Raw genomic sequence first — 12,260 nt, 5'->3', positions numbered from 1 at the left:
GCGGATGCGCCGGGACGAGGGAGGGACGGGCCTTAGGAAAGGCACACGCCCCGCCCCTCATCCCGTGTCAGTCCTGCCGCACTGTCCAGACCGCGTCCAGGTCCGCGCAGGCGACGCCGACCGATCCGCCGGTGAAGGCGATCTCATGGGAGCACCCGACCTCGGCGGGCAGGATCTCGTCCAGCATCACGGAGCCGAGTCCTTCCCAGTCCTCGCCGCTGTCCGTGCTCAGGGCGAAGGAGACGACACCGGCGTACTCGACGCGCAGTCCGGCGTCGTGCTTGAAGGGGGCCGGAGCGAACTCCAATGCCAGGCCGCCTCCGGGAGTGGACCCGATCCGCTCAAGAACGAGGTCCTTGACGCAGCGCAGGGCGGAGAAGTCGAAGTGGGCCTCCTCGCGGGCGAATGCACCTGCGCCAGGCGGCAGTTCCGGAAGGAGCTCAGGGAGGCGCGATAGGTAGGCCCTGGGATCCGACCAGTACGCGTTCCAGTCTCGGCTCCATTCGGCCACGACGTACCTCATCGGACTCCTCAGGAGCCAGGAAGCTACCAGTGGGCGGGGCGGGCCAAGGCGTCGGGGATGACCGTCGACGCGTCGCCCTTGGCTGCGTTCACCTGGGGCTGGGTGAGGAAGAGCGCGTCGGACAGGTCGGCGCCACTCAGGTCGGTGTCCCGCAGGTCGGCTCCGAGGAGGTCGGCGGTGCGCATCTTCGCCCCGCGAAGGTCGGCGGCGATCAGGTAGGCCCCGCGGAAGCAGGAGCCGCGCAGGTCGGCCCCTCGGAGCCGGGCTCCCATCAGGTCGGCGCCGGCGCGGTCCTTGCGAGGGCCCGGGGCGGCCTTGCGCACGAGCTCGCTGGTGTGCCTGAGGAGAGGACCGGCCTCTCCGCGCAGCGCGTCGGTGTCGACCCCGCCGAGCTCCTCAGGGCTGCCGAGGCTCAGGCGCTCGGTCCTGTCGAAGGCCGCGCGCAGCTCCGCCCGCAGAGGCTCGGCGGCCGGGCGCTCCAAGGCCTCGGAGAGGTACCACAGCAGCTCGTGGAGGCGCCGCATGACCGCGAACGAGGCGAACATGTCCCCGGCCGAGCCGGGGTCGCTCCGCCAGTCCACCCCGGCGAAGGTCTTCTGCGACACCTTCTGGCCGGCCCCGAAGCACTCGAAGACGGTGCACCCGGTGTACCCGCGATCGCGCAGGTGTGCGTGGACGCCGCAGCGGAAGTCCTCGGCGAGGTGGCGGCAGGGGCTCGCCTCCGGCTTGTCGTAGGGGAAGCCCGCCGCGGCCGAGAACGGCAGCGCGACGCAGCAGAGGCCGAAGCAGTTCGCGCAGTCCGAGGACAACTCGGCGCGGCGCTCGTCGGGGGTGTTCACCTGGGAAGGGTCTCCTGGGGCCGGGAGCGCGGCCGGACACCGCGCCGTGACCGGCCCATTGTGCCGCTCTCCGCGAGGGCACCGCACCCCGGGCCGCGCGGCGGCGCGTCAGTTCCGCTCGAACCGCACCAGCTCGCCGTTGCGCAGCAGCGCGACCAGCTGGGCACCGGGAAGGCGCTCGCGCGAGAGGCCGGTATCGGCGCTGATCTGCGAGATGGGCACCCGCTCGGTCTCTCCGGGGCCCATATATGGGGTCGACAGGTGCGCCTCCTCGCCGAAGAGCAGCAGGATGCGCACAGGCATGCGTTCGGTGTCCACCGGGCTCCCTCCGGAAGGATCAGGACCTCGCACGGCGCCGCAGACGGCCCACGGAGTCACTGTAATCGTCGGGGCGCGCGGCGGCGGGCGGATCTTCGGATTCGGCCGCAAAGGGGGCGCACAGGCGCCGGAGGACCCGGGGAGAGGGAGATGGAAAGGCCCGGGCGGGTGGATCCACCCGCCCGGGCCTTCCCGAGTGTGCAGGCCTGATGCGGCGGTCGCCTCACGGCGCGGGGCACAACGCGGTTCCGAAGACCGCCGGGGCACCCGGAGGGCCCGACGCGGTATTCCGCGAAGGCTATGAATGGAGCCCGGGGGACACTTGCTACCGCACCGGCCTGCACGGGGTACAACGGGCGCACCCCCGGTGTTGTTCCCCGTCCCTCCCGGATTTCCGGTGAGACCTGAGTCTCACCCTTCCCCGACGCGGGTCCGGCCCCCGGGTCGGGGCGCAGGAACCCCGACCCCGCCGCCGGCGTCCTACCGGACGGCCGTACCGGACCGCTCATGGGGAGGAAACCTTGGACGAAGGCCTCGTCCTCGTGCTCGTCGTCGGGGGCGCGATCGCCCTCATCGCCGCCATCGCCGCGAGTGCCGCCGCGCACGAGAAGAAGGTCAAGGCGCTCAAGGAGTGGGCGGGGCGGAACGGGTGGCGCTACCAGGAGGAGCGGCCCGAGCTCGTCGAGTACTTCGAAGGCACCCCGTTCACCGGACGGGGCGAGGCCGAGCACGTGCTGACCGGCGCCCACCGGGGGCACCGCATGACGCAGTTCGAGTACAGCTACACCACCACCAGCAACAACGGGCAGACGACCGTCACCCACACGCACCGCTACCGGATCACCGCGCTGGAGACCCCGCACCCCACCCCGGTGCTCGAAGTGAAGGACAGCCACTTCGGCCACGCCCTCCTGGACCTGCTCGGCATGCACGACTTCCGCCTGGACGACCCGGAGTTCGACACCGCCTTCCGGGTGGCCACCTCCGACGACGGCTTCGCGCGCGCGGCGCTCCCCCGGGAAGTGCGCGACTGGCTGACCGTGCTCCCGATCGGGCACCGGTACCCGTTGCGCTTCACCGGTGACCACGTGATCTGCTGGGAGAAGGCCCCGATGGGGCACGAGCCGGACCTCCAGCCTGCCGACTTCCTCGCCGACCTCTTCGAGCGCGTCCCCGACGAGGTCTGGGAACGGAAGGGATGACAAGGCGTCGGCCGGGAGGGTGGACGATCCGCTCAGCGGATCCCCACCGGTCCCGGCCGACGCCGCCCCGAAAGCGGCCCGTTCCTAGGAGCGGTCGCGGACCGACGCCTCGACGATCACCTCGACCTGCTCTGAGATGGAGTCGCGCATCTCCTCGAAGGACGGGTCGGTCACCGCCTCGCTGCCCTCGCCGAAGTGCAGGATCGGTGTGTGGATGTGCCCGGCCGGGATGTCCAGGCCCGTGGCGTCCCGGAGCAGAGTGTTCCGGTAGGCGATCTCGTTGGACAGGTAGCTTCCGCCGCCGCCCGCGCGCGCTCGGGACCCCTCGGTCGGGCCGTCAGGGCGCACGACCGGCTCGGTCCCACCGGCCGGGATCTCGGTGACCTGGGTGTTGTCCACGACCGGGAACGGCTCGCCGGACGTGGCCTCGACGATCGCGGGCCGGTCCAGCGTGGAGTCCGACCACTGCGGCTGCGGGGTCACGGTCGGCACGTCCTCGGGGACGGGGATCATCCCTTCGTCTCCGACGCGCTCGTTGTCGTCCGCACCGCCGCGCCAGGCCCCGTTGTGCGCCTCCAGGTCGAAGCGCCCTTCGCGGCCCTGGCTGACGGTGAAGACCGCGTCGGCGGGGCGGTCTCCGGTGTAGTGGGGAAGGAGCGCCGACTCGACCATCCCGTCGGCGAAGTCGCGCCAGCGCACCGGGAACACGGCGGTCTGCACGAGCGCGGGCCCGGCGTCGGTCTCGATGACCGCGCCGTCGAGGGCGAGTGCGGCCGCGCCCGAAGGGTTGGAGCGGCGGATGTCGCCGTCGAGCTGGAACGGGTCGAACCCGGTGACCACCACGCGCTTGAGGTTCGGGCCGCCGCGGAAGTCCATGTCGGCCTGCCCGCGGGAGCGGCGCTCCAGGTCCTCCACGAGCAGGGACCGGTCGGTCCCGGACAGCGTGAAGCGCGGCTCCCAGCGGTGGAGGGCCCCCGTCATGCCCAGACGGGCCCAGTACAGGGGGCGGTCGTCCCCGGCGCTCAGGTCGCCCGTGGACGGGCCGGAGTCCTGGACGCGTGCGACGGCGGCGCGCCACAGGCGGTCACCGTGCCGGCGCACGGCCGCCTCGGCGGCCTTCAGGTTCGGCGCCCGGCACAGCGAGCGGGTGAAGTCCTCGGCCATGCCGTCGAAACCGGAGCGGCGCAGGATCTCCTGGGGGACGTCCTGGGAGAGCCGCTCCTCCTCGACCGTGGCGCCGGTGGGGGAGAGGCAGTCGGCCGGGCCGCCGGAGGGGGCGGCCTGTGCAGCGGCGGGGGCCGCGATCAGCGGCGCGACGAGCAGGGCCGCCGCCGCGGCCCACAGGGCCGTCGGCCGTGGGGACGGGGAGGGGGTTCGCACGGGGATCACTCCATACAAGTGATTTGTTCAACAATCCTCGGTTCGAGGGAACCTAGCACCTTGGTCGGTGGCGCGGCCAGATGTCGGGGATGGGAATCTTCGGGCTCAGGTGGAGTCTGGTGCGCCCGGTGTCGGGAATGGGATCATGCACCCCCAGGGGCCGCTACGACCAGGGGTGCGGCGGACCCGCGGACGCGCACCGAGCAGAGGGGGAGCGCCATGGGCCGACCGGAAGCCGCCTACCGGGCCTCGGAAGGGGGCGCCCTGGACGTCGACCGGGCGTTCTACGACCGGGTCGCCTCCGCGGAGCGGGAGCGGGTCGACGCCTTCGAGGTCCCCATCCGCTCCGGACAGGCCTGGGAGGTGCCGCGCGGCCACCTGTGCCGACTCGTCACCGTCGAGGGACCGCAGGTCGGTGACCTGAACCTGTGGAACCGGCACGACCCCCGCGAGCGCCTGTGGGCGTCGCGCACCCGCCAGCTCCAGCGCGCGCACGTGAGCACCTACGACCGGCTCTGGTCGACGCTGCCTTTCCTGAGGCCCATGGTCACCGTCACCTCGGACACCCTCGCCGACTACGGCACCGACGCTGAAGGGGGCCGCGTCCACGACCTCCTCGGAACCAGGTGCGACCCGTACGTGAACCGGATGCTGACGGGTGAGGACTTCGACCACCACTGCCACTCGAACCTGGTGCGGGCCGTCCTGCCCTACGGGCTCACCGAGTTCGACGTCCACGACGTGCTGAACGTCTTCCAGTGCACGGGCCTCAACGACGAGGACCGGTACTTCATGAAGTCCAGCCCGGCCCGCCCGGGGGACCACTTCGAGTTCTTCGCCGAGATCGACCTCCTGTGCGCCCTGTCGACCTGCCCGGGCGGAGACTTGTCCGTGCCCCTATGGGGGCCGGACGCGCGCGACCCCGTGGACGTGTGCCACCCCATCCGGGTGGAGGTCCACCGCCCGGATCCGGAGCCACTGAAGGGCTGGAGCCCTCCGCCCACCGCGCAATACGCCGGGGCCCACGGTCTCAGGGCACAGACGTGGGCGGAGAAGACCGCAGGGACGGACTGACGAGGGGCCACGATGCCGGGGCCGCCGTGCCCCGACGCGCCCGCCGACTTATCCTTCGTCCTCTGCGGCGCTTCCGTCCTCGGCGGCCAGCGCTTTGCGTTTGCGAGCGACGACCACGGCGACCGCGGGCGCCACCGAGGCGATGGCGGCGGCGCGCATCCACGGGCGGTCGAAGACGTGCCCGGTGGCGTGGTCCACGGACAGGCGCCCCGGGCCGCCGGCGATGAGCGACACCGCGGCCAGCCCCAAGAGCCCCGGGTACTCCACCCCGCCCTCGGTGTTGAAGAAACCGTTGGGCGCGTGCATCTCGGCGGCGACCCCCATCGTCCCGGCGACGGCCGCGCCGCCGGCGGGCGTGCCGGCCCCGAGGACGAGCGCGGCCCCGCCGACGGCCTCCGAGGCCCCGGCCACCAGCGCCGTGGCGCCACCGGGGCGGTAGCCCATCGCGTGGAACCCTTCAGCGGTCCCCTTCAGCCCGCCGCCACCGAACCAGCCGAACAGCTTCTGCGCCCCGTGCGCGAACAGCGTCGCCCCGAGCCCGACACGCAGCGCACAGACGGCGACGTCTCCCATGTCGACACGTCCCACAGTGGATCCCCCCGATCTCGGCTCCCCACGCCTTCCCCCGAAGCGCGGGTTCCCCACCGACCCGTACCCCGATCGCACCCGCCCGAAATACCGCTGACAAAGACGCATGCCCTCAGCCCCGGAGCAGTCCAGTGGCCCGCGGTCACACCGCCCGGCAGGCGTCACCTCTTCGGAGCGTTCCCCAGCGTGTCCTGGAGACCGTGGGCCCCCGCCCGGAAGTCCGCGTCCCAGGAGTTCGCCTCGGTCCAGTTGGGCACCAGGACGGTGCGGACGTGCTGCTCTCGGTCGAGTGCCCGATGACGGCAGGCGGCGAGCACACCGGTGCCGCCCTCGGAGAGCACGCTCAACTCGGCCGACAGCAGCATTTCCTCGTGGTCTCCGAGCCGTTCCAGCTCTGTGCTGCGCTGGGTCGCGCCTTCGGCGTCGGTCGCGTTCGCCGCCGAGAAGCCGAACTCCGTGATGAGATCGCAGGCTGTGAGGACCCCGACGGTGGCGCCGTCCTTCAGGCCGTGCTCAAGGGCGTTGAAGGTGAAGAAGTGCAGGGGGTCAAGGGTCATGAGCTTGTGGTAGACGGGCGAGGAGTCGTCGTAGTCCTCGTCCGGGTCGTCATCGCCGAACGGCCAGACCGCGAGGAAGGCCTCGCGGAGCGATGGGAACGAGTGCTCTTGCGGGGACGCGGCGTTGTCCCAGAGGAGTTCGAGAACCCGGCTGTAGTCGTCCACCTCGGGCCGGGAGGCGAACGCTTCGAAGGCGGGGCGCATGTGGGTTCCCGCGATCGCCATGGCCGCGAACAGCGGTGTGCGGTCGCCCGCTGCGTGCGCGGCGGAGATCTTCCGCCTGATCTCGTCCTGTGCGCTCATCCTGCCCACCAGAATTCCCATGTACCTGAGCCGATCGTGATTCCCGAAAGGCCACCGTCGGCGAGCGGCCTTCGCCGTTTCGCTCCGCTCCCGGTCGACCATGCCGGCTGCGCGCTCGCCGGCGCTTGGAGCCGCGTTCAGGAGTCCGGTTCCTCGCAACGGTGCTGTTCTCAGGAGAAGATCTGCAGGTCCTCGTACTCGCGCTCGATGAGCCCGATGTTGTGTTTCTCCGAATGGGCGACCTCCGGGTAGCACCACCGCGCGGAGTCCGTGGTGCGTAGGGGCTCAGATGCCTCGTCGGTGGAGACCCGCCCGAACACCCAGTGCGCCGGCAGAGCATGGACGTCGGGCGGCAGCGAGGGCCGAGTGGATACCGTGCGGAGCCGGCGGCCCCGCTCTCCGGACCCCAGAGGAGGCGTCACTCGAGAACGACGGTCACATAAGGCGGTTCATGGTCGTCGTCGACCTTCAGAAGAGTGAAGGCCGCCCCGTCGAATTCGAACTCGTCGCCCTCGGTCGCTTTGAAGACCTCACCGCCGTATTCGCCTTCCTCTTCGGCCTCGACCGTCCAGACCTCGATGCGGGACCGGCCGTCGACGGTGCCGAGTGAGGTGACGGCATAGTCGCCCAAATCCCCACGGGTCCCCTGGAAGACGCGGGCGGCACCCTCGGGGACCTCGGGCAGCTCATCGGCCGATTCCGACGGTGCCTCCTGCGGGGTCGTCCGCTCCCCGCACCCTGCGGCGGCGGGCGATAGCAGGACGAATGGCAGGCCGAGGAGCGATATCAGCGTGGTCGGTCGGAGCCTCACGCGGACCACCTCACCGGATCCGGACGGTCCGGTCTCCAGACGCCTCAGGCCCCGCCTCGGCGTTCTCCCCGGCCGGGTTTCGGTGCCGACGCCACCGGTCCCCTCGAAAACCGACGAGAACGACCCGTACCGCCCCCCGACCCGTCAAGCGCTGTCGAGGCTGTCCTGGATGCTCCCCGTGTTGTCCTCGGGCGGAGGAGCGATCTCCAGATCGCTTCCCCACGCGCTGTAGTGGACGGTGCTGATCGCTTCCTCGCCGTCGGGCGTGGCCATCTGGACGGTGAACTCCTCCGGCAGGCCCTTCGGAGTCACAGCGAGTTCCCACTCCACTTCTTCAAGGCCGGCGTCGACGGCGTTCTTGAAGTCGTCGTTGCCCTTGTCCGCCAGGTCGCTCGTCTTCGTGGTCCCGGTGTACCTGGTGACCGGACCGTCCTCCCCGTCCTCTGCGGCCGGGTCCCCGTCCAGTTCGCCCAAGGCCACCACGTCCATGCTGGAGTTCCCGGCGGCCTGCTCCAGAGAGTCGTTGACCTCCTTGTGCATGACCCGGAAGATCTCCGCGAACGGGCCCAGCTCCTCCTCGGCGCTGTCGATCTCCTCGGTGGTGAGCCGCATCCAGTCCTTCTCCCCGACGAGCGGCTCCCCCTCCAGCATCATGTACGTCACGCCCTCGGACACCACGGTGTGGGCGGTCTCCGGTTCCTCGCCGCTCTTGTCCACGGTCGTCATCTGCGCCGACGGAGGATCGGTCAAGAGCATGGACATGGTGACGTCCTCGATGGAGGCGCCCTCCTCCTCGCCCTCCTCGGGTTCGACCGACATGGTCACCTCGACGGAGAGGGCCTCCTGCATCCGCTCCTCGACGAGCGCCGCGAGGTCCTCGGGGGCGTCCGGGAGTTCGACGTCGTCCATCGCCGCCGGCGCGACGGGGGAGGGGGCGGGCTCGGAGGGGTCCTCTTCGCCGCCGCTCTGGCAGGCGGTGGCGAGTAGTGCCGTCGCGAGGAGCACGGCGGTCCGGGGGACGGGAGTTCTCATAGTTCCTGGAGCCTAACCGAGCGATTCGAGCGGGGGGAATGCGGCCGTGTCCCATACCGGCCAGGGTCCGTCAGGTCACTCCGGAGCCCCGGGCACTCGCCGCTTTCCGGACGGTGCCGTGCGTTAGACTGCGGTGCCCTTCCCCCTGAGAGACCGTGAAAGCCGGAGTCCTGCCGATGAACGGAACCTTTCCCAAGGCCCTTCTGCTTCTGCCGGTCCTCCTGCTCACCGGCTGCGTCAGCCCGCCGGACGGCGACGAGGGGCAGGCCGCTCCCTCGTGGGACGGGACCGAGGACGGCCCCGGCCGGTTCGACGGCGTAGCGACGGACCGGGGCGAGCGGGGCGGGCCCGTCGGCGGAGACCTCGAGGTCGGCCTCGTACGTACGGAGGCCACCGCCAACGACACCATCGAGCTGCTGACGGGCGGCCGGCTCTCCGAGCCGGCCGGGGACAACGGGGCGGTCGCCGTCGACTGGACCTCGCGCCTGAGCATCACCTTCACCTCGGCGGAGCGGTCCGGAGACGACGTCGTATTCGACGGAACGGCCGCCTATCTGTACGACAAGGGCGCCTATCTCGTTCACAGCAAGGACTTCACCGTCCTGGTGCCCGATGAGGAGGAGGACCAGGAAGGGGGCGGATTCACCTCCTACACGGCCGCCGACGGGGAGGTCCTCGCCGAGCTGACTCCGGAGGAGCCGACGGCCGACTTCTCCGTCGCGATCGCCGGGGTCCCCGAGGAGGACGGTGCGCAGGTCCATGAGGACGGGCTCACCGGCCGCTACATCCGCTACGAGACCCCCGCCGAGCTCTGGGGCCACACGGTCGAACCGCCGGCGGACTCCGTTCCCGGGCGCCTGTGCTACGCCGAAGGCGACGACTGGCACGGGGTGGAGCTGTTCGAACAGCCGTCCATGCCGTGCGGATGACCCGGCCCTCTCGCAGAGGCGGATGAACGCCGGGTGAGGCGCCGGCGGCGGGGCGGCGACGGTCAGTGGGCCTTTCCTGGGCCCAGAGTTGGGTTTGTGGGCTCTACTCGCCCGATGCTCTCCGGTCGTACTTTCGCCCAATGCCTCTCCTCACGAACCGACGATGCGACCCGGCAGGTGTGTCCGCCCGGGGGGCCGTTCGATGAGCGCGGCGCGCAATGCTCCACCACCACGGCGCAGGGGCCGGACGGCCCGAGACGACCGGGGGGCGTCCTTCGCCCAGTACGCCGCGCTCATCCTGTGCGTGGCGGCCATCGCGGGCAGTGTCGCCGTCGTGGCCCCTGCCAGGACCGGGGACCTGTTCAGCTCGGCCCTGTGCCGCATCAAAGAGGCCGCCGGAATGGGCGGGGAGTGCGAGGACGGCGACGACCAGGCGCAGGACGAGGACGACTGGATCGAGCCCGAGCCCGGTTTCGACTACACGCCCGCGTACTGCGTGAAGCAGGGGTCCAAGCAGACCTACGGGGGCTCGGTCACCATCGCCTTCCTCGAGTTCGGCCAGGAGTACTCCTATGCGCGCGAGGACCTGTCCAACGGCAAGATCGTCATCACCTTCCTGCCGACGTCGTCGGCGAAGGCCACCGCGGGGGCGGGCTTCGACTTCGGCGCCGGGGAGTCGGCGCACGCCGGCGCGAGCGTCTCGGCGAGCGCGGGCGTCAAGCTCGGCTCGGGGATGACCTACATCTTCGAGGACGAAAACGAGTTCGAGGAGTTCGAGGAGGAGGTCAACGAGGCCATCGCCATGGAGACCAGCAGGACCATGAACCCCACCGCCGACGGGATGCTCCGCTTCGGAGACTGGATCGGTGTGTACGACTACCCGGAGATCGAGCGCGACCCGGACGTGCGCACCACGACGGTCGGCATCGAGGCCGAGGTGGCGGGCAGCGCCGGTGCCTGGGCGGGCCCTGGAGAGAAGCGCAGGAAGGACGGCGACGGCGGGGCCTGGACGATGAACCTGGGGGCCGAGGGCTCCTTCACCGCGTCGCGGACCCGCGACCACGCGACCTGGTACACCGATCCGGACAACATCCAGAAGTCCGACACCTACAGCTGGACGGCCGAAGGCAGCCTCGGTGCGACCGCTCTGTCCGCACACGCCGACGGGTCCATCAGCTGGAACGGCGGGACCCGCATCATGCGGAACGAGGACGGCTCGATCGCCAACATCCGCTACATCGCGGGAGCGGAGGGCAAGTTCTCGTTCGGCGTGGACAAGAACGTCGGCAACAAGACGGGCAAGGGCAACGACGTCGAGAACGGCGGAAACGGCTCTGTAGGGACGGGCGAGGCCAACAGCGTCACGCAGATGGTCCAGGTGGACTTCGAGAACACCCCTGAGGAACAGGCCGCCGCAGAACAGCTGCTGGACGAGTACGGCCTGGCACCACCGCCCTACGCGACCAACGCGATGGCCAACCAACTGGACGAGGAGGACAACGGCGGCAGGGTCCTCGAGGAGCCGGGGCCCGACGCCGACCCCTGGGACGAGATCTTCTACCGGCGCGGCACCGCCTGGCAGTACGCCTCCGACAAGAAGATCGACCAGGGGGAGTTCGGCGCCCAGGTCAAACTGGGCATGCAGTTCGGCGCCTCGGTCAATTGGGAGCTGGAGGAGAAGGACACCAAGCAGGCCCTGATGCTGGAACCGCCGAACGAGGGCGGCCGCAGGTTCATCGATTACGCTGACTGCCTGTCCGACGACTACAGCGAGGAGGAGGGCCAGTGAAGGTCGCTGCCGCGCTGGGAGCCGCCGCGGGCGTGTGGCTGCTCGGGACCCTGGCCACCGCGCTCATCCCCGTCCTCGTCCCCCTGGAGATGCTCCAGGACGACATCGGCGAGTACGTCTGGTTCGCGCTCCCGCACGCGGTGATCACGGCGCTCATGGCGCTGGCCGCCGGCCTGGTCCACGGACGCGACGAGCTGCGTTCGGTGGGCGGAGCCGTGGTCGTCCTGGCGCTCCCGGCGATTCACACGGTGGCGGGGGCCGTGCTCGGCGCGGTCGTCGGCACCGAAGCGGCGATGAACGTGGCGCAGGCGGTCTGCTCCGTCGCCGGCGCCCTGCTCGTCTACCTCCTCATGCGCCCTGCCCGGGCGCCCATGCGCCTCGCGTCACGCTGACGCCCCTTTTCGCGCAGTCCCCCGAGCGGCTGACGCCCCGTCGTCGCTCGGGGACCGCCGCTCCTCTGTGCGCTGAGCGCCCGGAGCCCCTCCGGCCCTCATCCGGAGCCGGNNNNCTCGGGCCCCGCCGCTCCTCTGTGCGCTGAGCGCCCGGAGCCCCTCCGGCCCTCATCCGGAGCCGGGGCCGTCGGGAATTGGCAGGTTGAGGCCACCCCGGAGGGGTGGTGTACCCCATTCTGGGATGATTAGGGTCCAAGGACCCGCATGGGCCCCATCGTGTCCGCGTGGGGCGTGGGCGGCAATGCGCGTAGGGCGACGCCTGAGCCGTGTGGAGGGAGCCGGATCCCTGCCTTCTGCGTCGAAACCGGTGAAGGTCGGCACGTAAGGGAGTGGGCTGTGGGTAGAGGACGACGTCGGACCATAGGCGGGGTCATTCTCGGACTGGCCATGGGGGTCGCCCTGGGGGTTTCTCTGGACAATCCGGCCCTCGGCGCGGGGCTGGCGGTGGCCTTCGCGGTCGCCT

General features: G+C 70.8%; 14 protein-coding genes. 5 read left to right on the top strand and 9 right to left on the bottom strand.

From position 1 onward, the window contains the following. Positions 1-67 precede the first annotated feature (67 nt). From D450_RS0101550 to D450_RS0101540, 3 genes are all read right to left on the bottom strand, one after another. Positions 68-523 carry a hypothetical protein gene (locus D450_RS0101550; RefSeq protein WP_017536925.1) on the bottom strand — a complete coding sequence of 152 codons (456 nt, stop codon included), beginning with the start codon at positions 521-523 and terminating at the stop codon, positions 68-70. 23 nt (positions 524-546) lie between these two features. Beyond that, on the bottom strand, positions 547-1,362 hold the full coding sequence (locus D450_RS0101545) for a pentapeptide repeat-containing protein (RefSeq protein WP_017536924.1): 816 nt from the start codon (positions 1,360-1,362) through the stop codon (positions 547-549). A 108-nt stretch (positions 1,363-1,470) separates the two neighbouring features. Beyond that, entirely contained in the window at positions 1,471-1,680 is a 210-nt protein-coding gene (locus D450_RS0101540) for a hypothetical protein (protein ID WP_017536923.1), read from the bottom strand. 521 nt (positions 1,681-2,201) lie between these two features. On the opposite strand from D450_RS0101540, the gene D450_RS0101535 reads away from it, so the two are divergent. Next, on the top strand, positions 2,202-2,882 hold the full coding sequence (locus tag D450_RS0101535; protein ID WP_017536922.1) for a type III secretion system chaperone family protein: 681 nt from the start codon (positions 2,202-2,204) through the stop codon (positions 2,880-2,882). Positions 2,883-2,966: 84 nt separating this feature from the next. Here the strand turns inward: D450_RS0101535 and D450_RS0101530 are convergent, their stop codons facing one another. Then, positions 2,967-4,271: a C15 family peptidase gene (locus D450_RS0101530; RefSeq protein WP_017536921.1), complete on the bottom strand. Its 1,305-nt coding sequence runs from the start codon at positions 4,269-4,271 to the stop codon at positions 2,967-2,969. A 210-nt stretch (positions 4,272-4,481) separates the two neighbouring features. Here D450_RS0101530 and D450_RS0101525 point away from each other — a divergent pair, with 210 nt between their 5' ends. Then, the gene (locus D450_RS0101525) at positions 4,482-5,336 is read left to right on the top strand and encodes an urea carboxylase-associated family protein (RefSeq protein ID WP_017536920.1); all 855 of its coding nucleotides are present in this window, start codon (positions 4,482-4,484) and stop codon (positions 5,334-5,336) included. Between the two features lie 48 nt (positions 5,337-5,384). Here the strand turns inward: D450_RS0101525 and D450_RS0101520 are convergent, their stop codons facing one another. From D450_RS0101520 to D450_RS0101500, 5 genes are all read right to left on the bottom strand, one after another. Beyond that, complete coding sequence (locus D450_RS0101520) at positions 5,385-5,909, bottom strand: DoxX family protein (RefSeq protein ID WP_017536919.1); 525 nt, start codon at positions 5,907-5,909, stop codon at positions 5,385-5,387. A 176-nt stretch (positions 5,910-6,085) separates the two neighbouring features. Then, on the bottom strand, positions 6,086-6,784 hold the full coding sequence (locus tag D450_RS0101515) for a hypothetical protein (RefSeq protein ID WP_152520778.1): 699 nt from the start codon (positions 6,782-6,784) through the stop codon (positions 6,086-6,088). A gap of 170 nt (positions 6,785-6,954) precedes the next feature. Further along, positions 6,955-7,206: a hypothetical protein gene (locus D450_RS33165; protein ID WP_152520777.1), complete on the bottom strand. Its 252-nt coding sequence runs from the start codon at positions 7,204-7,206 to the stop codon at positions 6,955-6,957. Next, a complete protein-coding gene (locus tag D450_RS0101505) occupies positions 7,203-7,595 on the bottom strand; it encodes a hypothetical protein (RefSeq protein WP_241483022.1) in 393 nt (130 codons plus the stop codon). Before D450_RS0101505 ends, D450_RS33165 begins: the two co-directional genes overlap by 4 nt. 144 nt (positions 7,596-7,739) lie before the next feature. Further along, positions 7,740-8,627, bottom strand: a complete 888-nt coding sequence (locus D450_RS0101500; RefSeq protein WP_241483021.1) for a hypothetical protein — start codon at positions 8,625-8,627, stop codon at positions 7,740-7,742. A 176-nt stretch (positions 8,628-8,803) separates the two neighbouring features. Here D450_RS0101500 and D450_RS0101495 point away from each other — a divergent pair, with 176 nt between their 5' ends. The 3 genes from D450_RS0101495 to D450_RS0101485 all read left to right on the top strand — a co-directional run bounded on the left by D450_RS0101495 (position 8,804) and on the right by D450_RS0101485 (position 11,737). Continuing rightward, entirely contained in the window at positions 8,804-9,556 is a 753-nt protein-coding gene (locus D450_RS0101495) for a hypothetical protein (protein ID WP_017536914.1), read from the top strand. 202 nt (positions 9,557-9,758) lie between these two features. Beyond that, on the top strand, positions 9,759-11,345 hold the full coding sequence (locus D450_RS0101490) for a hypothetical protein (RefSeq protein WP_241483020.1): 1,587 nt from the start codon (positions 9,759-9,761) through the stop codon (positions 11,343-11,345). Beyond that, positions 11,342-11,737: a hypothetical protein gene (locus D450_RS0101485; protein ID WP_017536912.1), complete on the top strand. Its 396-nt coding sequence runs from the start codon at positions 11,342-11,344 to the stop codon at positions 11,735-11,737. Before D450_RS0101490 ends, D450_RS0101485 begins: the two co-directional genes overlap by 4 nt. Positions 11,738-12,260: the final 523 nt, after the last annotated feature.

Origin of the sequence: Nocardiopsis halophila DSM 44494 (assembly GCF_000341245.1) — a bacterium.
Lineage (GTDB): Bacteria > Actinomycetota > Actinomycetes > Streptosporangiales > Streptosporangiaceae > Nocardiopsis_A > Nocardiopsis_A halophila.
The sequence above is the reverse complement of the archived record's forward strand: the minus strand, read 5'-3'. Positions and strand labels throughout refer to the sequence as shown.